At 71.0% G+C, this 21,124-nt stretch carries 19 protein-coding genes; 12 read left to right on the plus strand and 7 right to left on the minus strand.

Translation table 11 applies throughout. The features are described 5' to 3' along the window. Positions 1–58 precede the first annotated feature (58 nt). Together ACG0Z3_RS17525 and ACG0Z3_RS17530 are read left to right on the plus strand one after the other, a co-directional pair. Complete coding sequence (locus ACG0Z3_RS17525) at positions 59–2,374, plus strand: xyloglucanase (protein ID WP_394399787.1); 2,316 nt, start codon at positions 59–61, stop codon at positions 2,372–2,374. A gap of 237 nt (positions 2,375–2,611) precedes the next feature. Then, positions 2,612–4,486, plus strand: coding sequence for a hypothetical protein (locus ACG0Z3_RS17530; protein ID WP_394399790.1), 1,875 nt, complete (start codon positions 2,612–2,614; stop codon positions 4,484–4,486). A 191-nt stretch (positions 4,487–4,677) separates the two neighbouring features. Here the strand turns inward: ACG0Z3_RS17530 and pepQ are convergent, their stop codons facing one another. The 3 genes from pepQ to ACG0Z3_RS17545 form a co-directional block, all read right to left on the minus strand. Beyond that, entirely contained in the window at positions 4,678–6,000 is a 1,323-nt protein-coding gene (gene pepQ / locus ACG0Z3_RS17535; protein WP_394399792.1) for a Xaa-Pro dipeptidase, read from the minus strand. Between the two features lie 10 nt (positions 6,001–6,010). Next, the gene (locus ACG0Z3_RS17540) at positions 6,011–6,259 is read right to left on the minus strand and encodes a DUF1161 domain-containing protein (RefSeq protein WP_394399794.1); all 249 of its coding nucleotides are present in this window, start codon (positions 6,257–6,259) and stop codon (positions 6,011–6,013) included. Positions 6,260–6,328: 69 nt separating this feature from the next. After that, positions 6,329–7,189, minus strand: coding sequence for a LysR family transcriptional regulator (locus tag ACG0Z3_RS17545; protein ID WP_394399796.1), 861 nt, complete (start codon positions 7,187–7,189; stop codon positions 6,329–6,331). 125 nt (positions 7,190–7,314) lie between these two features. On the opposite strand from ACG0Z3_RS17545, the gene bla reads away from it, so the two are divergent. Then, positions 7,315–8,208: a class A beta-lactamase gene (gene bla / locus ACG0Z3_RS17550; RefSeq protein ID WP_394399799.1), complete on the plus strand. Its 894-nt coding sequence runs from the start codon at positions 7,315–7,317 to the stop codon at positions 8,206–8,208. A gap of 12 nt (positions 8,209–8,220) precedes the next feature. Here the strand turns inward: bla and ACG0Z3_RS17555 are convergent, their stop codons facing one another. After that, on the minus strand, positions 8,221–8,799 hold the full coding sequence (locus ACG0Z3_RS17555) for a 5-formyltetrahydrofolate cyclo-ligase (protein WP_394399801.1): 579 nt from the start codon (positions 8,797–8,799) through the stop codon (positions 8,221–8,223). A gap of 25 nt (positions 8,800–8,824) precedes the next feature. Here ACG0Z3_RS17555 and ACG0Z3_RS17560 point away from each other — a divergent pair, with 25 nt between their 5' ends. Continuing rightward, positions 8,825–9,223 carry a TfoX/Sxy family protein gene (locus ACG0Z3_RS17560; protein WP_394399803.1) on the plus strand — a complete coding sequence of 133 codons (399 nt, stop codon included), beginning with the start codon at positions 8,825–8,827 and terminating at the stop codon, positions 9,221–9,223. On the opposite strand, the gene ACG0Z3_RS17565 is transcribed toward ACG0Z3_RS17560, so the two are convergent. Beyond that, on the minus strand, positions 9,185–9,469 hold the full coding sequence (locus ACG0Z3_RS17565) for a DUF2917 domain-containing protein (RefSeq protein ID WP_394399805.1): 285 nt from the start codon (positions 9,467–9,469) through the stop codon (positions 9,185–9,187). The two genes, ACG0Z3_RS17560 and ACG0Z3_RS17565, sit on opposite strands and share 39 nt — an antisense overlap. 90 nt (positions 9,470–9,559) lie before the next feature. Here ACG0Z3_RS17565 and ACG0Z3_RS17570 point away from each other — a divergent pair, with 90 nt between their 5' ends. Continuing rightward, complete coding sequence (locus ACG0Z3_RS17570; RefSeq protein WP_394399807.1) at positions 9,560–10,519, plus strand: LysR substrate-binding domain-containing protein; 960 nt, start codon at positions 9,560–9,562, stop codon at positions 10,517–10,519. Between the two features lie 9 nt (positions 10,520–10,528). Here ACG0Z3_RS17570 and ACG0Z3_RS17575 read toward each other — a convergent pair whose 3' ends face one another. Beyond that, a complete protein-coding gene (locus ACG0Z3_RS17575; protein ID WP_394399809.1) occupies positions 10,529–12,220 on the minus strand; it encodes a cation:proton antiporter domain-containing protein in 1,692 nt (563 codons plus the stop codon). A gap of 22 nt (positions 12,221–12,242) precedes the next feature. Continuing rightward, the gene (locus ACG0Z3_RS17580; protein WP_394399811.1) at positions 12,243–12,791 is read right to left on the minus strand and encodes a 5-formyltetrahydrofolate cyclo-ligase; all 549 of its coding nucleotides are present in this window, start codon (positions 12,789–12,791) and stop codon (positions 12,243–12,245) included. A gap of 16 nt (positions 12,792–12,807) precedes the next feature. On the opposite strand from ACG0Z3_RS17580, the gene ACG0Z3_RS17585 reads away from it, so the two are divergent. The 7 genes from ACG0Z3_RS17585 (at position 12,808) to epsC (ending at position 21,050) form a co-directional block, all read left to right on the plus strand. Next, a complete protein-coding gene (locus ACG0Z3_RS17585) occupies positions 12,808–14,805 on the plus strand; it encodes a lytic transglycosylase domain-containing protein (protein ID WP_394399813.1) in 1,998 nt (665 codons plus the stop codon). Next, positions 14,802–15,755: a complex I NDUFA9 subunit family protein gene (locus ACG0Z3_RS17590; protein ID WP_394399815.1), complete on the plus strand. Its 954-nt coding sequence runs from the start codon at positions 14,802–14,804 to the stop codon at positions 15,753–15,755. Before ACG0Z3_RS17585 ends, ACG0Z3_RS17590 begins: the two co-directional genes overlap by 4 nt. A gap of 72 nt (positions 15,756–15,827) precedes the next feature. Then, the gene (locus ACG0Z3_RS17595; RefSeq protein WP_394399817.1) at positions 15,828–16,508 is read left to right on the plus strand and encodes a glutathione S-transferase family protein; all 681 of its coding nucleotides are present in this window, start codon (positions 15,828–15,830) and stop codon (positions 16,506–16,508) included. A 37-nt stretch (positions 16,509–16,545) separates the two neighbouring features. Next, complete coding sequence (locus tag ACG0Z3_RS17600; RefSeq protein ID WP_394399819.1) at positions 16,546–17,796, plus strand: multifunctional CCA addition/repair protein; 1,251 nt, start codon at positions 16,546–16,548, stop codon at positions 17,794–17,796. Continuing rightward, positions 17,793–18,755 (plus strand): extracellular catalytic domain type 1 short-chain-length polyhydroxyalkanoate depolymerase, encoded by a 963-nt coding sequence (locus tag ACG0Z3_RS17605; RefSeq protein WP_394399821.1) that lies wholly within the window; start codon positions 17,793–17,795, stop codon positions 18,753–18,755. Before ACG0Z3_RS17600 ends, ACG0Z3_RS17605 begins: the two co-directional genes overlap by 4 nt. Positions 18,756–18,923: 168 nt before the next feature. Beyond that, positions 18,924–20,066 carry an MFS transporter gene (locus ACG0Z3_RS17610; RefSeq protein WP_394399823.1) on the plus strand — a complete coding sequence of 381 codons (1,143 nt, stop codon included), beginning with the start codon at positions 18,924–18,926 and terminating at the stop codon, positions 20,064–20,066. Positions 20,067–20,129: 63 nt separating this feature from the next. Continuing rightward, the gene (gene epsC, locus ACG0Z3_RS17615) at positions 20,130–21,050 is read left to right on the plus strand and encodes a serine O-acetyltransferase EpsC (protein WP_394399825.1); all 921 of its coding nucleotides are present in this window, start codon (positions 20,130–20,132) and stop codon (positions 21,048–21,050) included. The last annotated feature ends 74 nt before the right edge of the window (positions 21,051–21,124 follow it).

Consider the following 21,124-nt stretch of genomic DNA (forward strand, 5'->3'; position numbering starts at 1 on the left):
GTTCGACAGGCAAACAAATGGACGATGACGGCATGCGCTTCCCCCGACACCACCCGACATGACCGCACTCATCAAGCCTCTGCTCGGCGTGGTGCTGGGCGCCCAGTTCGCCCTGGCAGCGGCCTCGCCGGCCGCGCCCCCGGCCGCGCTGCCCCACACCTGGAAGCCTGTCGCCATCGTTGGCGGCGGCTTCGTGGACGGCATCGCCTTCCACCCCGGCGTGCCGGGCCTGGCCTATGCCCGCACCGACATGGGCGGCGCCTACCGCCGCGACAGCGCCACCGGCCCCTGGCAGCCGCTGCTGGACCACCTGCCCCTGGCCGACGTGAACCTCATGGGCGTCGAGAGCCTGGCCGTCGACCCACACGACCCCGACGCCCTCTACCTGGCCTGCGGCACCTACACCGCCCCCACCGTGCCCAACGGCGCCGTGCTGCACTCGCGCGACCGCGGCCGCAGCTGGCAGCGCACCGACCTGCCCTTCAAGCTCGGCGGCAACGAAGGCGGGCGCGGCAACGGCGAACGCCTGGCCGTCGACCCCAACGACGGCCGCGTGCTCTACCTAGGCAGCCGCTTCGCTGGCCTGTGGCGCAGCACCGACCGCGCCGCCAGCTGGCAGCGCGTGGGCAGCTTCCCCGACGCCGCATGGCGCCGTGACGCCAGCGACGGCCCGCCACCCAGCTGGGGTGGCAGCGACGGCAAGGCCACGATCAACTTCCTGCTGTTCGACCCGCGCAGCGGCACCCGCGGCCAGCCCAGTCGCACGATCTACGCGGGCGTCTCTGTCATCGGCCGACCCAGCCTGTGGCGCAGCCAGGACGCCGGCGCGACATGGCTGCCCCTGCCCGGCGGCCCGGCCGCCCACCGCCCCATGCGCGCGGCGCTGGCCAGCGACGGCCAGCTCTACATCGCCTACGCCAGCGAGCCCGGACCGCACCGCATGAAGGACGGAAGCGTCTGGCGGCTGGACCCGCACACCGCCACCTGGGCCGACATCACGCCCGCCCGCCCGGCTGCGATCGACCCCTTCGGCTACGCCACCATCGCCGTGGACCCCGGCCACCCGCAGCGCCTGCTGGCCAGCACTGCGGGGCGCAGCCGTGGCGACGAGCTCTTCCGCAGCACCGACGGCGGCGCCACCTGGCAGCCCCTGTTCACCACCGCCCGCTTCGACGCCTCGGCCGCGCCTTACGTCGCCGACACCCACCTGCACTGGCTGTACGACGTCAAGATCAACCCCGCCGACCCCGACCACGCGATCTTCACCACAGGCTACGGCGGTTGGGAGACGCGCAACCTACGCGCCGCCGACCGCGGCCAGCCCACCACCTGGCGCGTCATGAGCCGCGGCATCGAGGAGACCGTGGCCCTGGCCCTGCACAGCCCCACGCAGGGCGTACCGCTGGTGACCGCCATCGGCGACTACTCTGGCTTCGTCCACACCGACCTCGACCGCCCTGCCGCCGGCAACCCCAAGCCGCCATTCTTCGGCAACACGCACGACGTCACGGGCGCGGCGCTGGCGCCCGAGGTCATCGTGCGCATCGGCCACGCACGCGACGGCGGCAAGAAGAACCTCGGCTACTCGCTGGACGGCGGCACCACCTGGCGCGAGCCCGCCAGCCTGCCGCCGGGCCAACTGCCGGGCGACGGCTTCATTGCCGTGTCGGCCGACGGCCGGGCCTGGGTGTGGTCGCCCAGGGGCCGCGCCCCGCACGTCACCCACGACCGCGGTGACACCTGGCAGGCCGTCCAGGGACTGCCCGCCGGCACCCGCGTCGTGGCCGACCCCGTGAACCCCGCGCGCTTCCACGCGATGGCGCTGTTCGACGGCCAGCTGTTCGCCAGCACCGACGCCGGCCTGAGCTTCAGCGCCCGCCCGCTCACGCTGCCTGACGGCCCCGTCACGCGCAGCGCCACTGGCAGCCACAACCACAGCAGCCGCGGCGACGACCGCGGCGGCCAGGACCGCCTCTACGCCGCGCCTGGCCGGGAAGGCGAGCTGTGGCTGGCGGGCTTCCACGGCCTGTACCGCCAGCGCGCAGGCGATGGCCAGCGCTTCGAGCGCCTGCCCGGTGTCAGCGAGATCCACGCCTTCGGCTTCGGCCGCGCGGCGCCGGGCGCGGCCGACCCGGCCCTCTACCTCGTCGGCACCGTGTCAGGCCGCTATGGCCTGTTCCGCTCCACCGACGCCGCCGCCCACTGGCAACGCATCAACGACGACGCCCACCAGTGGGGCCTGATCCTGCAGATCACCGGCGACCCCAAGGTCTTCGGCCGCGTCTATGTGGGCACGCACGGGCGGGGCGTGCTGTATGGCGACCCGAGGCCCCCTTCAGCGGCCGGCATCACCGACCGACCAAACCGGCCTTGATCGAAGGAGCGCTTGTGCATCGGCGTGGACGTGGACATAGGCGGTGACTGGAGAAATCAGCGGGTCTGCCCTCATAGGGCAGAGCCCTCTGCCTTCCAATGCCGCGACACCTGCGCCGCCAGGCGATATCCTGGTTGGGTGTCAAGACCCGCCTGAGGACTTGCATCAGTTGCCGGGACTTGGGCCCGACGTGGCTTGGCAAAGATGATTCAACACTCAACCAATGACGCAAGCAAGTTGTCCAGACGCCGCTTCTATATGGCGTTAATGGCTTGCGTACTGGGTGTTCAGTTCGGCCTGATATCCATCAGCCTTCCGCTCAGCGAACTGTTCACCGACACGCCGGTTTTTTATTACGACACGGCCTACCACTGGTATGAAATTTGGTTTGCAAAATCAATCTCTCACACCGGAAGCTGGGTTGGCTACGATCCGCTATTTTCCGCCGGACAAGTCAACGGCGTCAATTTAAACTTTAGCGCAAAATCTGCCGCCCTGATTTCCATCATGGGCGGCACGCATATATCTCCGGCCATGGCATACAAGCTGATGATGGCGGGGACTGCGGTTGGTGCCCCCTTGGCCTTGGTCTCGGGGGCCTACTGGCTCAGCTTGTCTCGCCGCGTGGGCGCGGTGGCGGCAATCCTTGCCATCGTCATGTGGTGGGCCTCGGACTTTCGCTCGTACACCAGCATTGGCATGGTGGCGTGGAGTGGGGTCTGCTTTGCGGCGATCCCTTACATGGCCTTGTCTTCACGGTTTCTGGCTGAAAAGAGTGCACCCTTAACACCACTGCTGGGCCTGGCTTGCATCGCCGCGCTGGGGACCTTCTACCACCCGGGTTTCTTGATTGTTGTGGCTTTTGGCTTGATGGCCCTGGCCGCGATGTCAATCGGAAATCTGAATTGGCAACGGGTCATCGCCTACACCCTCTTCATTCCCGCCTTCACTTTTGCAACCAACTATTTTTGGATCTCGGCCTCCGTCACGTACGCCCCCTCGCCCATAGAGGGATTTCTTCCCACACCGTCACTAGCGAAGGTTGACCCAACCTTACCGTGGAAGCTCATGCTGGGAAAAAACAACCTCTGGCCTTATGGTGCAAAGGTGTACCTGCTGCTGATGTGCTGTGGCGTCTATGCGCTTTTCGCAACGGAGAATTCCAGAGAAAAACTAGTTGCGCGCGCACTGTTTGGAGGCAGTGCCGCATTGCTGCTGTTTGGCGCCCTCGGTGCCGCAATTCCCGGACTGGCCTATGCGCAGCCCAACCGGTATTGTCAAGCTGGTTTTGCCATGCAAATGGTCCCCGCCAGCATTGGCATGGTTGCCATGTATCGCGAAGCCACGCGCCGGACCATTGGCGTCCGTCACTCTCTGCGGCGTGGCGTCTCTTGGCTTGTGGCAAGCATGGCCCTTTTGGCCATGCTCTTTTGTCTCAATGAAGTTCGGCGGGAACTTTCCTCAGCATCGATTGGCCACTATGGCGCCATCCCTCCTGAGGTCAAAGGGGTGGGCGACACCACAAACGCACTTAAAAACTGGATTGAAGCCAACACCAGCCCTGCAGGACGCATTCTTTTCGAGGTCACCGCTGGAAAGAGACTTGACTCCGCACAGATTGTTGGATATCTCGCCGCCAGCACCGGTCGCGAGTTCATCGGCGGCCCGTATCCCAGCTGGGCTTATGCGAGCTTTGAAGATGAGAAATTGTTCGGAACGCCCATTGCATTGTTGCCACGGGAAAAATTCCTCAAGCTCATCGAGCTATACAACATAGCTTTCATTGGCGCGTGGAGCGACAAGTCGCGCAAATACCTGGATGAATCGCCCGGCCTTGAAAACATGGGCGAAGTAGGCCCTGTGCGCTTTTATCGAGTCAACCGAGAAAATAGCTACTTCATCTCGGGGTCTGGAAAAGTTGCCGGACGCTCGCCAAACTCATTGACGCTCGAGGCCATCGAGGGGTCTGAAGTCATTTTAAAGTATCACTTCGTCAAGGGACTGCTTGCTGAACCGCCTGTGGAGATGGAGCCCGTATACGCGGGGTCGCCAGCACCGTTCATAAAACTAGTCAACCCGCCTCCCAAGCTTCGCATATACATGGGCAAGTAATCCAATTCTGGATTTCCAGAGGAAATACGCTCGCCGTTGACGTGGGCCCCAGCGTGGATGGGCCACCGCCGCCCAACGGCCGCCCACCCGCGCCTACCACCAGCCGCAGTAGCTGTTCCTGTACACCGGCGTGGGCGGTGACGCAGCCCTGCCGGCAGTCCCGTGCCGCGCGCCGCACCCAGGCCGTGGCATCACCCAGCGTGCGCCGCGAACGCGTCCCGCGTCAGGTTCTCTGGCGCCTCGCCGCCCGCGCGGCAGGCCACGTCGTCCTCGATGCGGATGCCGCCATAGCGCGACAAGCGCTCGACCGCCGCCCAGTCCACCTGGGCCGCCTGCGGGGTGGCGCGCAGTTCGTCCAGCAGCATGGGGATGAAGTACAGCCCCGGCTCGATGGTGACCACCATGCCGGCCTGCAGCGGACGGGTCAGGCGCAGGTAGCGGTGGCCTTCGGGCTTGTCAGCCACGCCGCCTTCCTCGCCGGCCATGAAGCCGCCCACGTCGTGCACCTGCAGCCCCAGCAGGTGGCCGATGCCGTGCGGGAAGAAGGGCTTGGTGACGCCCTCGGCCACCATGGCCTCGTCGCTCATGCGGACGAGGCCGGCCTCGCGCAGCACGCGGGCCACGCGGCGGTGGGTGCTGAGGTGGATGTCGCGGTAGTCCACGCCCTCGCGCACCTCGTCCACCAGCGCCAGCTGCTCGCGCTCCATCGCGGCGATGAGCGCGGCGAACTCGTCGTGGCCGTCGGCCACCCAGGTGCGCGTGATGTCGCTGGCATAACCGTTCACCTGCGCGCCTGCGTCGATGAGGAAGCTGCGTGCCTCGGCCGGTGCGCGCTCGTCCTGGTACTGGTAGTGCAGCACCGCGGCATGCTCGTTCAGGCCGATGATGTTGGTGTAGGGCAGGTCGCGGTCGGTGTGGCCGGTAGCCCGCAGGTAGGCGCGGTGGATGCCGGCCTCGCTCTCACCCTCGAGGAAGGCCGCGCGCGCGGCCAGGTGGCCCGGCACGGCGCGGCGCTGGGCGGCGCGCATCTGGGCCAACTCGTAGGGCGTCTTCATGCCGCGCGCCCAGTGCAGCAGGTTCAGCAGCTGCTCGGGGTTGTTGGGCACCAGCCCCGGCAGCGTCGCATCAGCCTCGCCCAGGATGGCCGTGTGCGGCGTGACCACATCGGCCAGCGCGGCGGCCGCCTGCTCGGGCTCGCGGATGACGACCAGCTCCACTGCCGCCACCCACTCGCCACTCGGCGCCTCGGGCGGCACATGCCAGTAGTCGCGCGGCTGGTAGTAGACGACGCGCGGCCGGTGGCCCGGCCGCACGGCGATCCACGAGTGCGGGTGGCTGGTCAGCGGCAGCCAGTGCTTGAAGTGCGGGTTGGGCTGGAACAGGTAGGGCCGGTCATCGAGGAAGGCGTATTTCTCGATGCCGGCGGCGATGACGAGGGCGTCGTACCCGCAGCGCGCGAGCGCGCGTTCGGCTTGCTGCTGCAGCGTGGCAAGGTGGTCGAGGTAGAGACTCATGCCGATGGCCTCACTGGCGCACGTAGGTCAGCTTCTTGCTGCCGCCGTCGCAACTGCCGATGACCTTGGCCTTATCTCCCAGGGCCGCGACCTTGTCGTTCTCCACGGCCGTGATCTCGTAGCCCTTCACGCCCTTCTCGTCCAGCTTGGCAGCGATCTCGGCCTTCAGTTCATCGCAGGGCTTGGGCGCGGCCTGCACGGTCTGGGTGAGCAGGATGGCGGTGGCCGAGAGCAGCAGCAGGGTGGGCTTGATGGACATGGAGGACGTTGCTTGTGGCAGTGAAGCGCACATTGTCCGGCAGCACGCCTGGTGCCCGCCGCGGCGCTCTTAAGCCCCCGGGAGCGCACCGCACTCGGCCCGCAGCCAGCCCGCAAAGGCGCGCATGGCCGCCGTGGGCTCGCGCGACAGCAGCCGCGTGAGCCAGTAGCCGCCCGCGTCCAGCGTCTGCGCGAAGGGCTGCACCAGCCGACCGGCGCGCAGCTCGCGCGCGAACATGCAGGGCGGCGCCAGCGCCACGCCCTCGCCACGCAGCGCCGCCTGCACCATCAGCGCCGATGCATCGAACACCGGGCCGCGCGCCACCACGCGCGGCGCCCCGGCCGCCGCCAGCCAGGCAGGCCAGTCGCCCGAGCGGTAGGAGCGCAACAGCGGCACGCGGGCCAGGTCCTCAGGGGTGGCCAAACGCGCGGCCAGCGCCGGGTCGCACAAGGGCGCCAGCGGTGCGGCCAGCAGCGGCTCGGCCTCGACGCTGCGCCAGGCGCCGTCGCCAAAACGGATGGCCAGGTCCAGCCCCTCGGCGGCGAGGTCCACCTTGTTGTTGTGCGTCTGCACGCGCAGCTCGACGCGCGGGTGGCTGGCGCGGAAGTCCGCCAGCCTCTCCAGCAGAAAGCCCAGCGCAAAGGTGCCGACCACGCCCACCGTCAGCACCTCGGCCGGCCCGCCCTGGCGCAACGCGGCCAGCGCCGCCCCCATGCGCCCGAAGGCCTGGGCCACGACGGGCGCCAGCGCCTCACCCTCATCGGTCAGCAGCAGACCGCGCGCATGGCGGCGGAACAGGGGCCGCCCGAGCTGTATCTCCAGCGCCTTGACCTGGTGGCTGACGGCCGCCTGCGTCACGCACAACTCCTCCGCCGCCCGGCTCAGATTCAGGTGGCGGGCCGCCGCCTCAAAGGCGCGCAGCCCGTTCAAGGACACCCCGTTCAGCGACACGACACCCCCAAAAAACCTAAGAGCTGACCTCAGAAACCATCGATTGTGCCCAGGAGGATCGCGCCAAAGAATGCGCCGCATCCGCAACCCACCCGAGAAGAACTATGAGCCCCCTCACCCGCCGCCAGGCGCTGGCCGCCAGCGCCGCCGCCCTGATTCCGCCCACCTTCGCCAGCCCTGCGGGCGCCGACCTACCCGCGCTGCGGGCACTGGAGCGCCGCGCCGGGGGCCGGCTGGGCGTGGCCATCCTCGACACCGCCACCGGCGCCCAGACCGGGCTGCGCCGCGACGAGCGCTTCGGCATGTGCTCGGTGTTCAAGCTGCCGCTGGCCGCCATGGTGCTGCGCGAGGCCGACCACGGCCGGCTCGCGCTCGACCGGCGCGTTCCCTACGGCAAGGGTGACATGCTCGCCCATGCACCCGTGACCCAGCAGCACCTCGCCCGCGGCCACATGACGGTGGCGGAGCTCGCCGAGGCGGCCCAGGTCACCAGCGACAACCCGGCCGCCAACCTGCTGCTCAAGCTGATCGACGGGCCGGCCGGCTTCACAGCACGCCTGCGCGAGATCGGCGATGCGACGACGCGCCTGGACCGCTACGAGCCCGAGATGAACCACATGCCGCCGGGCGACCCACGCGACACCTCCACCCCGGCCGCAATGGCGGCGCTGGTGCAGCGCCTCGCGCTGGGCGACGTGCTGAAGCCGGCGACGCGAGGGCGCCTCGTCGGCTGGATGGAGAAGACCGAGACCGGCCTGGCCCGGCTGCGCGCCGGCTTCCCGAAGGACTGGCGCGCCGGCGACAAGACCGGCTCGTTCTGGGACGAGCGGCTGCCCGGCAAGGTCAACGACGTCGCCATCGGCTGGCCGCCGGGGCGCGCGCCCCTGATCGTCGCGGCGTTCTACGAGGCGCCATCGCCGGGCCGGGGCCAGGCGTTCGACGAGGGCCAGCAGGTGCTGGCCGAGGTGGGGCGCATCGCGGCGACGTGGCGCGACTGAGCGCTCAAGCCATCAGCCCTCGCGGTCCCACACCACGCCTTCCTCCGTCAGCATCGCGTCCAGCGGCACGTCCAGCGCGCTGGGTTTGAGCAGCGGCAGAAAGCCCTGCGCATAGCCGATACCCACGGCGGCCGGGCGGGGCTGCATCTCGGCCAGCGTCTTGTCCATGAAGCCGCCGCCATAGCCCAGCCGCAGGCCGCAGGGGCCGAAGCCCAGGCAGGGCACCAGCATCAGCTGCGGCTGAAATTCCTCGGTGCCCTTGGGCTTGGGGATGTGGAAGGCATCCTCCTCCATCGGGCAGCCGGGGAACCAGACGTGAAAGCGCAGCGTGCGGTGCTCTTTGTCCACCACGGGCAGGCCTATTCGGCGTTGCTGGCGCTCGGGGGCGTCCTCGCCCCAGCGGTACAGCGCGGGCAGCGGGTCGAACTCGCCCTTGATGGGCCAGTAGGCGCCGATGGTGCTCTCGCGCCGCCGCAGCAGCCACACGCGCAGCACCTCCTGCAACTCGGCGGCCCGCGCCAGCCGGTCGGGCATGGCAAGGCGCTGCTCAATCAACTTGTGCCGGAGCGCGGCGCGGTCATTCGCATCCATGGCGGCGGAGCTTACATTCGCCCGCATGGACGCGTTGAGCGAACTTTGCGTGGAACTGCTGGCACCGCTGGGGCCCGTGCGCACGCGGCCGATGTTCGGCGGCCGGGGCTTCTATGTGGACGGGCTGTTCATGGCGCTCATCGCCGACGGCCAGTTCTACCTGAAGGCCGACGACCAGACCCGCGAGCGCTTCGTGGCCGCGGGCTGTCCGCCGTTCCGCTACGCGACGCAGGACGGCGAGCGCGTGATGCACGGCTACTACCGCCCGCCCGAGGAGGCGCTGGAATCCCCGCCGCTGATGCGCCCCTGGGCGCGGCTGGCCTTCGAGGCCGCGCTACGGGCTGCCAATGCGAAGGCCGCGAAACCGACGAAGCCGGCGCCGCGCTCAGCGCCCGCCAAGAAAGCGGCGGCCCGCCGCGGCTGAGGCCGGCGGCAGCAGCAGCTCGAACTCGGCCGCCGGCCAGCCTTCCAGCACCGCCGCCTGGCCCGGCGCCAGCGCGATCGCCTGGCCGGCCTCCAGCCAGTGGTCTTGCGCCGGCTCGGCGGCCGTGCCAGACAGCGTCAGCCACACCCGGCCGCGCGCCACCGCCAGGCGCCGCGCCTCGGCGCTGCCGACCAGCGTCAAGGCCCGGCCGCCGTCCAGATGCCATGTGGATTGCGCATCACTCATGATCCTGCTCCTGCGTTGATGGCGCTGATTCTGCGAAGGCACGCGGGGGCAGTCCAATGACTCCGCCGCGCCGATTGATACCATCCGTGCATGAATCAGCCGATACGCCAGAGGCCGCTGTCCGTCGGCCCGCTGCGGGCTTTCGAGGCCGTGGCGCGACTGCTGTCCTTCCGCGCGGCGGCCGAGGAACTGAGCCTCACGCAGTCGGCCATCAGCCGGCAGATCCAGTCGCTGGAGGACGAGATCGGCTGCACGCTGTTCCTGCGCGGCACGCGCAAGGTGGAACTGTCGGTGGACGGCGCGCAGCTGCTGCCCACCGCCGTGGCCGTGCTATCGCGGCTGGACCAGGCGGTGCGCCAGATCCGCCGCACGCGCGGCCGGCGCGTCGTCAACGTGACGACCTTCGCGTCCTTCGCGTCGCTGTGGCTGATCCCGCGGCTGTGCGAGTTCCAGAAGCACCACCCGGACATCGACATCCGCGTCTCCGCGCTGGACAGCCTCATCGACCTGGACGACGGCGAGCACGATCTGGCGCTGCGCTACATCGCCGGCCCCGGCGCGGGCCTGCCGGGCGAGCTGATGTTCGAGGAGACGGTGTCGCCGGTCATCAGCCCCTGGTATGCCGAGTCCACGCGCAACGGCCGGCTGCCGCCGCTGCGCCGCGCGGGCGACCTGGCCGCCCACGCGCTGACCGAAGAGGACGACCCGCGCCCCAGCGCCGAGTTCCTGTCCTGGCGGCACTGGCTGACGCGCCAGCGCGAGCCCGACCTGCAGCCGCTGCGCTGGATGTACTTCAACTTCACCTATCAGCAGATCCAGGCCGCCCTGGCCGGCCAGGGCGTGGCGCTGGCGCGGCTGCCGCTGGTGCACGAGCACCTGCAGCGCGCCGAGCTGCTGGAGCCTTTCGGCGCCGCCGGCCGCCTGACCAGCCCCTACGCCTACTGGCTGGTGACGTCACCTGCCGCGTCGGCCCGGCCCGAGGTGCAGGCCTTCGCCGACTGGGTGCGCGCGCAGGCTGCGCTCACGCGGCAGCAGCTCGCCCAGGTGTGAGCAGCGTGTTCAGTGTGCCGGCGCGGCGGCGGCCGGGGCCGGCTCGCTGACGACCCGCGCCAGCGCCTCCGCCAGCGCCCGCTGCGAGCGCAACACATGGCTGACGCCTGCCTCGCCCAGCCACGCTTCCTCTTCATCGGTGTGCGCCAGCACCGCGCAGCGCAAGGTCGGGTTGAGCTGGCGAGCCAGGTCCAGCAGCGCCGGTACGCCACGAACGTCGGCCAGCGCCACCACCAGCCAGGCCGCCTGCGCGATGTGGGCCTGCACCAGCGTCATGGCCTCGGCGGCATCGCCCAGCACGGCCGCCTGGCCGCCCGCGCGCAGCTGCTCCACCACCTCGCGGTCGCGGTCGATGACCACCACCGGCCGTTCGCCCAGCAGCTGGTGCAGCGCCGTGCCCAGCGTGCCGTGGCCCACCAGCACGATCTGGCCGGCCAGTGCGCTGCCCGGCGTGTCGGCCGGCAGCTCTGCCAGCGGGTCGTCGCGCGCCTCCAGCTTGCGCGCCCAGGCCGAGCGGTTCAGCACCCAGCGGCGCAGCGGCTCCACCCCGGCGAACAACAGCGGATTCAGCGCAATGGACACGATGGCGCCCGCCACCACCAGGCTGGTCGCCTCGGCCGGCACCAGCTTCAGGCTCTGGCCCAGGCCCAGCAGGATGAAGCTGAACTCGCCGATCTGCGCCAGGCTTACGGCCACCGTCAGCGCGGTGGACAGCGGGTACTTCAGCAGCAGCACCAGCGCCGCCGCCGCCACCGTCTTGCCAACCAGGATGACGGCCACCGTGGCCAGCACGGCCAGCGGCTGCTTCACCAGCACCATGGGGTCGAACAGCATGCCCACGGCCACGAAGAACAGAACCGCGAAGGCGTCGCGCAGCGGCAGGCTCTCGTGCGCCGCGCGCTCGCTGAAGGCCGATTCGCGCAGCACCAGGCCGGCAAAGAACGCGCCCAGCGCCACGCTGACACCGAACAACGCCGCGGCGCCCACGGCAAGCCCCACGGCGGCTGCCACGGTGGCCAGCGTGAACAGCTCGCGCGAGCCGGTGCGGTTGACCTGCCACAACAGCCACGGCAGCAGCCGCCGACCGGCGATCAGCATCACGGCCACAAACGCCGCCACGGCCAGCAGCGTAGTGACGATGGTGACGGCCAGGTTGCCGCCGCCCTCGCCCTCGGCCGGGCCGCCCAGCACCGGGATCAGCACCAGCGCCAGCACCATGGCCAGGTCTTCGACCACCAGCCAGCCAACAGCGATGCGGCCATTGCCGGTGTGCAGCAGCTCACGCGACTCCAGCGCCCGTAGCAGCACCACCGTGCTGGCCACCGACAGCGCCAGGCCGAAGATCAGCGCCGCGCCCATGTCCCAGCCCCACCACCAGTGCGCAAGACCTGCCCCCATGGCCGTGGCCGCTGCCATCTGCACCAGCGCGCCGGGCAGCGCGATGCCCTTGACCGACATCAGGTCGGCCACCGAGAAGTGCAGCCCAACGCCGAACATCAGCAGCATCACACCCACCTCGGACAGCTGCTGGGCCAGGTGCACGTCGCCGACGAAACCGGGCGTGTGCGGCCCGATCAGCACACCGGCCAACAGGTAGCCCACCAGCGCCGGCAGCCGCGCCCATTGCGCCAGCAGCCCCAGCACCAAGGCCAGGCCGAAGGCCGCGGCCAGCGTGGAGATCAGGGTCATGCCGTCATGCATCGTGCGGGAGCCTTTCTGTCATTCAGGGTGCGATCAGTTCGCGCTCGGTGAGGAGAAGGGTGAGGGGCTGGTCGTGCGGCTGCACGTCGAAACGCACCTCGCCGCCGCTCCAGGCCAGCCCAATGGTGGTGACGCCCGGGTGCGCGGCCAGGAAGCGGTCGAAGTAGCCCCCACCATAGCCCAGCCGGAAACCTTCGCGCGTGAAGCCCACACAAGGCACCAGCACGACGTCCGGCACGGCCACCCCGCCACTGGCCGTGGCAATGCCGCATTCGTCGCGCAGCGTGGGCGGCTGGCCGTCCCAGCGGCGGAACACCATCGTCGCCGGCTCGCGCCTGGCGAATGGCAGCGCCTGCGCGCAGGGCAGCGCCCCTGGGTTAAATTCCCCCGGCAACGGCCAGTAGACCCCCAGCAGTTCCGGTTCCAGCTGAGCCAGCAACTCGCGCAGTGGCGCCGCCAGCGCGGCCTGGGCGGCCGCAAAGGCCGGCGTGTCGGCAAAGGCGCGGCGCGCGGCGATCAGTTCGCGGCGCAGCGCGGCACGGTCGGCGGGGTCAGGGCGAGGGCTGGTCATGGACAGGAGAGCGGTGGTGCGTAGGAATTGGGCGATTTTGGACGGGCTGGCCACACCGGCCCGGCGGCTGACGACGGCGCTGGCGCTGTGCGCGGCCCTGGCACCCGCCGCCAGCCCCGCGCAGCCGGCCGACGATCTGGCCGTCCAGGCCCGCGAGGCCTGGGCCAAGCGCGATCGCGCCCGGCTCGCCACGCTGACCGAGGCCGCCCGCGCCCAGGCCCACCCGCTGGCCGGCTGGGTGGAGTACTTCGAGCTCAACGCACGGCTGACCCAAGTGCGCCAACCCGAGATGGACGCCTTCTACGCCCGCTATCCGGGCAGTTATGTGGAAGACCGGCTGCGCAACGACTGGCTGCTGGAGCTGGGCCGCCGCCGAGACTGGGCCAACTTCCAGCGCGACCACGCCGCCTACCAGATGCGCGACGATCGCGAGGTGCTCTGCTACACGCTGCTGGCTGAGCATGCGGGCGGCGCCCGCGTCACGGCTGATGCGGCGCGCGGCGCCTGGTTCGCGCAGAGGGACGCCGACGAAGGCTGCCGCGCGCTGGCTGCCGCGATGGTGGCGGCCGAGGTCTTCAAGCCCGACACGCTGTGGGCCCGCGCCCGCCAGGCCCAGGAGCAGGGCCGGGCGACGGCAGTGCGCCAGGCAGTCGCGCTGCTGGACAACAGGGCGCTGAGCCAGAAGCTTGCCGAGCTGCAGGACAACGCCGGACGCTACCTGACCCGCAAGGCCCGCACCACGCCGCGCGCGGAGGCCGAACTCACCGCACTCGCGCTGGCCCGCGTGGCCGCCAACGACCCCGACCAAGCCGGCGCCGTGCTCACCGCCAAGTGGGCCAAGCTGCCGCAGGACCTGCGGGCCTGGCTGTGGGTGCAGATCGGCCGGCACTCAGCGCTGCGGCTGCAGGACGACGCTCTGGCCGCCTTTGAGCGCGCACACCAGCTTGCGCCCCAGCAGGCCTGGAGCGACGACGCGCTGGCCTGGTGGGCCCGCGCCGCGCTGCGCGCTCGTTCGCCGGCGGTGGCGCTGCGCGCCATCGAGCAGATGAGCGCCCACGAGCAGCGCGATCCCGGCTGGGCCTACTGGCGCGCCCGTGCCACGCGCATGCAGGGCGACGCGGCCGGCGCACGCGCACAGCTGCAGGCACTGGCCGCCGCCACGCAGGCCGCGCCGCTGAACTACTTCGGCCGCCTGGCCGCCGAGGACCTGGGCCAGCCCACGCCGCTGCCGCCCGCGCCCGCGCCGCTGACGGCCGACGAGCGCCGCGCTGCGCGCGGCCATGTGGGCCTCACGCGCGCGCTGCGCCTCATCGAGCTGGGCCTGCGCAGTGAAGGCGTGCGCGAGTGGAACTTTTCGCTGCGCGGCATGAGCGATCGCCAGCTGCTGGCCGCCGCTCAGGAGGCCTGCGACCGCCAGATCTGGGACCGCTGCATCAACACCAGCGAGCGAACCAAGGCCGAGATCGACATGGCGCAGCGCTTCCCCACGCCGCACCGCGAGGAACTGCTGCGCGAGGCGCGCGCCGCCGCGCTGGATCCAGCCTACGTATTCGGGCTGGTGCGCCAGGAGTCGCGCTTCGTGCTGGACGCACGCTCCCATGTCGGCGCGGCCGGGCTGATGCAGGTGATGCCGGCCACGGCCAAATGGACGGCCAAGAAGGTCGGCCTGCCCTACAGCCCCGAGCGGCTACACGACCGCGACTTCAACCTGCGCATCGGCACCCACTACCTGAAGCTGGTGCTGGACCGCTTCGACGGCGCCCAGGCGCTGGCTGCCGCCGCCTACAACGCCGGCCCCGGCCGCCCGGCGCGCTGGCGCGAGGGTCCGGTGCTGGACGCAGCCATCTGGGCCGAGAACATTCCCTTCAATGAGACGCGCGACTACGTGCGCAAGGTGCTGCTGGGCGGTGCCATCTATGCGCAGCTGCTGGGCCTGCCGGCCACGCAGTTGCGCGAGCGGCTGGGCGGCAATGTCGGCCCAGCCAAGCAACGCGACGAGGACGACCTGCCATGAGCCTGAACCTCCTTGTGCTGGGCGGCAGCGGCTTTGTGGGCCGCGCGCTGTGCGAACAGCTGACGCGCCGCCTCGGCGCCGACGTGCGCATCACCGTGCCGACGCGGCGGCTACGCCATGCGCAGGCAGTGCAGAGTCTGCCGGGCGTCACCATCGTGCAGGCCGACGTGTTCCGCGAGCTGCCGACGCTGCTGGCCGGGCAGCACGCGGTGGTCAACCTGATCGCCATCCTGCAGGGCAGCGAGACTGCCTTCGAGCGCGTACACGCGACCCTGCCCCGGCACATCGCAGCCGCCATGGCCACGGCCGGTGTGCGCCGGCTGGTGCATGTCAGCGCGCTGGGCGTGGCGGCGGACGCGCCCTCGCGCTACCTGCGCAGCAAGGCCGCGGGCGAGGCGGCGCTGCAGGCCGCCGCGCAGGCCGGCACGCTGGACCTGACGCTGGTGCGTCCCTCGCTGGTGTTTGGCGCGGGTGATGCCAGCGTCAACCTGTTCGCCGGGCTGCAGCGCCTGTTCCCGCTGATGCCGCTGGCCGGCGCGGGCGCGCAGCTGCAGCCGGTATGGGTGCAAGACCTGGCTCGGGCGTTGGTGGAGGTACTGCTGCGCCCGCAGGCCATGGGCCAGACCTACGAAATCGCCGGTCCGCGCGTGCTGACGCTGGGCGAGCTTGTGCAGCTGGCTGGCCGCGTGGCCGGGCATGCCCGCCCCGTGCTGCCGCTGCCCGGCCCGCTGGCCACGCTGCAGGCACTGGCCATGGAATGCCTGCCGGGCGAGCCGCTGCTGTCGCGCGACAACCTGGCCTCGCTGAGCGTGCCCAACGTGGCCAGCGGCCTCCTGCCCGGCCTGTCCGCGCTGGGCCTGCAGCCGGCGTCGCTGGAGGCCGTGCTGCCCGAGCACCTGGCGCCCGGCCGCGGCGTCGCACGGCTGAACGCGTGGCGCGCACGGCATTGATCCCTTGCGCATTGCTCATCACACGCGGGCCGCGCGCCGCCTAAGCTGGCGCCATCCCATTCAGGAGTCCCCGTGAAGCTCTACATCGGCAACAAGAACTACTCGTCCTGGTCCATGCGCAGCGGCGTGCTGCTGGCCGCGTTCGGCATTCCGTTCGAGGAGGTCAAGCTGCGTTTCGACTTCTCGCCCGACTCGCCGTGGACGCGCGCCATCGCCGCCATCACGCCCACCAAGCGCGTGCCAGTGCTGGTGGAGGACGACGGCTTCACCGTGTGGGACACGCTGGCCATCACCGAGTACATCGCCGACCGCCACCCCGAGCTGCCCATCTGGCCCCGCGACGCGCGGGCCCGGGCCCGGGCCCGCAGCCTGTGCGCCGAAATGCACGCCGGCTTCTCGCGCCTGCGCAGCCTCTGCCCGATGAACATCGAGGCCTTCTTCCCCGATGTGGGCGCCCAGCTGTGGGCCGAGGACGAGGCCTTGCGCGCCGACGTGGCGCGGCTGGAGCAGGCCTGGGGCGACGCGCTGCAGGCCAGCGGCGGCCCCTTCCTGTTCGGCGCCTTCAGCGCGGCTGATGCCTACTTCGCGCCGGTGGCCGTGCGGCTAAGCCGCTTCGGCCTGCCGGTGTCGGACGCGGCCGCCGCCTACCGCGACGCGCTGCTGGCCCACCCGGCCGTGGAGGACTGGGTGGCCGAGTCCCTGCGCGAGCAGGACTTCATCGTCGAGGACGAGCCCTACCGCCAGCAGCGCTGAAGCGCTGACGGCCACGGGGCGCGCAGAATGCCGCCCCATGCCTGAGTTTCAGAAGTTTCTCGTCGGCGGCGCGGTGCGCGACCGCCTGCTGGGCCTGCCGGTGCAGGACCGCGACTGGGTGGTCGTCGGTGCATCGCCACAGGCGCTGCTCGCCGCCGGCTACCAGCCCGTGGGCAAGGACTTCCCGGTCTTCCTGCACCCCGACACGCACGAGGAAGTGGCGCTGGCACGCACCGAGCGCAAGACGGCCGCCGGCTACCACGGCTTCGCCTTCCACGCCGCGCCCGACGTGACGCTGGCACAAGACCTGGCACGTCGCGATCTGACCATCAACGCGATGGCCGAGGACGACACCGGCCAGCTCGTCGACCCCTACGGCGGCCAGCGCGACCTCGCCGACAAGGTCCTGCGCCACGTGTCGCCCGCGTTCGCGGAAGACCCGGTGCGCATCCTGCGGCTGGCGCGCTTCGCGGCGCGTTTCGCGGACTTCACGGTCGCGCCCGAGACCGTGGCGCTGATGCGCGACATGGTGGCGGCCGGCGAGGTGGATGCGCTGGTGGCCGAGCGCGTGTGGCAGGAGCTGTCGCGCGGGCTGATGGAGCAGCGGCCCTCGCGCATGTTCGCCGTGCTGCGCGAGGCAGGCGCCTTGCGCGTGCTGCTGCCCGAGGTGGACGCGCTGTTCGGCGTCCCCCAGCCCGAGGCCCACCACCCGGAGATCGACACCGGCGTGCACGTGATGATGGTGCTGGACCAGTGCGCTCGGCTGCAGGCGCCGCTGACCGTGCGCTATGCCTGCCTGTGCCACGACCTCGGAAAGGGCACGACCCGCCGCGAGGAATGGCCGCGCCACATCGCGCATGAGTCGCGCAGCGAGAAGCTGGCGGCCCGCGTCAGCGAGCGCTGGAAGGTGCCCACCGACTGCCGCGAGCTGGCCGCGCTGGTGGCGCGCGAACACACGCATGTGCACCAGAGTGCCTCCCTCAGCGCCGAGGCTCGGCTGCGCCTGCTGGAACGCTGCGACGCCTGGCGCCGTCCGCAGCGCTTTGCCGAGCTGCTGTGGGCCTGCGAGTGCGACGCGAGCGGCCGCCTCGGCCTGGAGAACCGCGACTACCCCCAACGCGCCCAGCGCCTGGCCGACCTGGCCGCCACGCAGCAGGTTGACCTGACCGCCGTGTCCGCTGCGGCCATGGCCCGCGGCGCGCAGGGCCCAGACATCGGCCGCGCGGTGCAGGCCGCCCGGCTACAGGCGTTGCAAGGCGCAACGCGCTCCGAGGAGAGAACCGCATGAAGTCCCTGCTGCTCACGCTCGCCGCCGCACTGCTCGTCAGTGGCGCCCAGGCCCAGGACACGCTACGCGAGCGCCTCAAGGCCCGCGCCGAACAGCGCCGCGCCGACACCGCCGACGGCCTGCAGGCCCTGAAGGTGCAGGGCCGCCAAGTGCTGGTGCACCTGCCCACCGGTTACCGCGCCGACCGGCCCACGCCGCTGGTGCTGGCCTTCCACGGCGGCGGCGGCCATGCCGAGCACATGGCCGAGCACTACGGGCTGCGCCAGAAGGCCGACGAGGCCGGCTTCATCGTGGCCTTCCCCAACGGCGACAGCAAGTTCCCGGGCGGCAAGCTGGCCACCTGGAATGCCGGCGGCTGCTGCGGCGATGCGCGCGACAAGGGCGTTGACGACGTCGCCTTCGCCCGTGCCGTCGTGGCGGCCCTGCTGGCGAAGTACGCCATCGACGCGGGCCGCGTGTTCGCCACCGGCATGTCCAACGGCGGCATGCTCAGCCACCGCCTGGCCTGCGAGGCGGCCGACGTGTTCCGCGCCGTGGCCGCCGTGGCAGGCACCGACGCCACGCGCAGCTGCACGCCGTCGCGGCCGGTGTCGGTGCTGCACATCCACGCCCAGGACGACAGCCATGTGCTGTTCAATGGCGGCGCCGGCCCGGACGCATTTCGCGACCGCAGCAAGGTGATGGACTTCGTGTCCGTGCCCGAAACCATGGCGCGCTGGGCGCAGCGCAACCAGTGCCCGGCGCCGCCGCAGCGCACGCTGAGCGTGCCGGGCGCCTGGTGCGAGACGCAGACCGGCTGCGCCAGCGGCGTGCGCGTGCAGCTGTGCGTCACGGAGACGGGCGGCCATGCCTGGCCCGGCGTGGAGCACGGCCGGCGCAACAAGCCGGCTGCGTCGCAGGCGCTGGACGCCAACGACACGCTCTGGCGCTTCTTCGAGACCGCAACCGCGCGCCCCTGAGCCGCACGCGCGCCAAAACCCTTTCGTTTACTAAACAAACATTCCGCCCTAGACTCTGAAAACGCTTTCATATTCCGTGCCCCTGTCCATGCTCGCCACGCCTGCCACCCCGCTGTTTCCCTTGATGTGCCGCCACCCGAACGGCCCCGCTGCCCAGGCAGTCTCGCGATGAGCGCGCCGTCGGTCGCCCGCGCCGCGATTGCGCTGCGCACGGAGTTCTTCGTCATGGGAGTGCTGTTCGCCACCTGGGGCGTGCATGTGCCCACGGTCAAGGCGCATTACGGGCTGGGCGAGCAGTCGTTGGCGCTGGCCATGCTGGCCAGCGGCGTCGGCGCGCTGGGGGCACTGGCCTATGCGGGGCGCATCGTCGGCCGCTTCGGGCCTCGCGTCATCGCGGCGGTGATGGGCTGCGTCAGTTGTGCGGCCATCGCCAGCCTGCTGCTGTCCTCGCACTACGTCGCGCTGATCGCAGTGATGCTGGTGTTCGGCAGCTTCGGCAGCCTGTTCGACGTGGCGCTCAATGCCGAGGCCAGCGAGATCGAGGCGCTGACCGGCCGACCGCTGATGAGCGGCTTCCACGGCATGTTCAGCCTGGGTGGCATGGCCGGCGCCGGCCTGGGCAGCGCCGCGCCCGCGCTGGGCCTGGCGGCGCAGCACCACCTGCTGCTGGCCACCGGCGCAGCGGCGCTGGCGGCGCTGGCGGCCAGCCGCGCGATGCTGCCCGTGCCCGAGAAGGCCGGCGAGGAGAAACACCCGCTGAGCCTGCCGCGCGGCCCGCTGCTGCTGCTGGGCGTGCTGGCGTCCATGGGCCTGATCGCCGAGGGCGCGATGTACGACTGGAGCGTGCTGTTCATGAAGCAGGAGCGCGGCAGCGAGGCCGCCACGGCGGCGCTGGCCTATGCCAGCTTCAGCGGCGCGATGGCGGCCGGCCGCTTCGGCGGTGACTGGGTGCGGGCACGCATGTCGGGCACGCGGCTGATGCGCCTGAGCGGCGTGATGGGCGCAGCGGGCATGGCGCTGGCGCTGGCCGTGCCCTCGCCCACCGTGGGGCTGCTGGGCTTTGCGCTCGTGGGGCTGGGCCTGTCCAACGTCGTGCCGGTGCTGTTCAGCGCCGCGTCGCAGACGCCCGGCGTCAGCCCCGCGCACGGCATCGCGGCCGTGTCGGGCGTGGGCTACCTGGGCATGATGGCCGGACCGCCGCTGATCGGGCTGATCGCCGAGTACTCGTCGCTGACCTGGGGGCTGCTGGTGGTGGTGGCATTCGCCGGCTTCATGGCCTTGTCGGCGCAGCGGGCGATGCGGGGCCGCTGACCGCCGGACTCGGGCATATTCCAGCCCCCGGCCCTCAGCACACCCAACGCCCCCGACACCGCCATGACCCAGCCTGCCGCCCCCCTGCCCGCCGACGACCTGCCCGGCGTGGTGGCCGCCCTGCGCGAGGCCCGCCAGCGCTGGCGAGACGCCCACCGCCGCAGGGGCGACGGCCGCGAGCTGCCGTCGCGCGAGCTGCTGGCGGCCATGGTGCAGAGCCTGTCCGGCGCGCTGTTCCCCATGCGCCTGGGCCCGCCCACGCTGCGCCCGGAGGATGAGGATTTCTACGTCGGCCACACGCTGGGCACGGCGATGGTGACGCTGCGTCAGCAGGCCGCGCTGGAGCTGCGTCACGAGGCCCGCCAGCGCGGCGACGACGCGCCCGCGCAGGACGCCGACGCGCTGGCCGCGCGCTTCCTGCAGACGCTGCCCGCGCTGCGCGACCTGCTGGACAGCGATGTGCTGGCCGCCTACCAGGGCGACCCGGCCGCCCGCAGCGTGGACGAGGTGCTGCTGTGCTACCCGGGCCTTCGCGCGCTGATCAGCCACCGGCTGGCGCATGAGCTTTACCGCCTGGGCCTGCCGCTGATCGCCCGCGTCATCGCCGAGCTCGCGCATGCCGACACCGGCATCGACATCCACCCCGGTGCCACCATCGGCCCGGGCTGCTTCATCGACCACGGCACGGGCGTCGTCATTGGCGAGACGGCCGTGCTGGGCCGGCGCGTGCGGATCTACCAGAACGTCACGCTGGGAGCCAAGAGCTTCCCCACCGACGACGACGGCAACCTGCTCAAGGGCCAGCCGCGCCATCCCCTCGTGGAGGACGAGGCCGTCATCTACGCCGGCGCCACTGTGCTGGGCCGCGTCACCATCGGGCGCGGCGCCGTCATCGGCGGCAATGTGTGGCTGACACGCAGCGTCGCGCCTGGCAGCGTGATCACGCAAGCCGACATGCAGTCGCACGAGGGCGCCCAGCCCTGATCAACCCTCAGCGGATCACGGTGCCGGCCACGCTGAAGCGAGCCGGGCGACGGCAGGGCGGCCACGGGGGCGGG

Source organism: Pelomonas margarita, assembly GCF_043555875.1.
Taxonomy (GTDB): Bacteria; Pseudomonadota; Gammaproteobacteria; order Burkholderiales; family Burkholderiaceae_C; genus Pelomonas; species Pelomonas margarita.

Bases quoted from the DNA above. Each gene is read 5' to 3' on its own strand.
- ACG0Z3_RS17560 (WP_394399803.1), top strand. From the start codon at position 8,825: ATGGACGCGTTGAGCGAACTTTGCGTGGAACTGCTGGCACCGCTGGGG.
- ACG0Z3_RS17590 (WP_394399815.1), top strand. From the start codon at position 14,802: ATGAGCCTGAACCTCCTTGTGCTGGGCGGCAGCGGCTTTGTGGGCCGC.
- ACG0Z3_RS17610 (WP_394399823.1), top strand. From the start codon at position 18,924: ATGAGCGCGCCGTCGGTCGCCCGCGCCGCGATTGCGCTGCGCACGGAG.
- ACG0Z3_RS17540 (WP_394399794.1), bottom strand. From the start codon at position 6,259: ATGTCCATCAAGCCCACCCTGCTGCTGCTCTCGGCCACCGCCATCCTG.
- bla (WP_394399799.1), top strand. From the start codon at position 7,315: ATGAGCCCCCTCACCCGCCGCCAGGCGCTGGCCGCCAGCGCCGCCGCC.
- ACG0Z3_RS17580 (WP_394399811.1), bottom strand. From the start codon at position 12,791: ATGACCAGCCCTCGCCCTGACCCCGCCGACCGTGCCGCGCTGCGCCGC.
- epsC (WP_394399825.1), top strand. From the start codon at position 20,130: ATGACCCAGCCTGCCGCCCCCCTGCCCGCCGACGACCTGCCCGGCGTG.
- ACG0Z3_RS17575 (WP_394399809.1), bottom strand. From the start codon at position 12,220: ATGCATGACGGCATGACCCTGATCTCCACGCTGGCCGCGGCCTTCGGC.
- ACG0Z3_RS17565 (WP_394399805.1), bottom strand. From the start codon at position 9,469: ATGAGTGATGCGCAATCCACATGGCATCTGGACGGCGGCCGGGCCTTG.
- ACG0Z3_RS17600 (WP_394399819.1), top strand. From the start codon at position 16,546: ATGCCTGAGTTTCAGAAGTTTCTCGTCGGCGGCGCGGTGCGCGACCGC.
- ACG0Z3_RS17525 (WP_394399787.1), top strand. From the start codon at position 59: ATGACCGCACTCATCAAGCCTCTGCTCGGCGTGGTGCTGGGCGCCCAG.
- ACG0Z3_RS17555 (WP_394399801.1), bottom strand. From the start codon at position 8,799: ATGGATGCGAATGACCGCGCCGCGCTCCGGCACAAGTTGATTGAGCAG.
- ACG0Z3_RS17605 (WP_394399821.1), top strand. From the start codon at position 17,793: ATGAAGTCCCTGCTGCTCACGCTCGCCGCCGCACTGCTCGTCAGTGGC.
- ACG0Z3_RS17570 (WP_394399807.1), top strand. From the start codon at position 9,560: ATGAATCAGCCGATACGCCAGAGGCCGCTGTCCGTCGGCCCGCTGCGG.
- pepQ (WP_394399792.1), bottom strand. From the start codon at position 6,000: ATGAGTCTCTACCTCGACCACCTTGCCACGCTGCAGCAGCAAGCCGAA.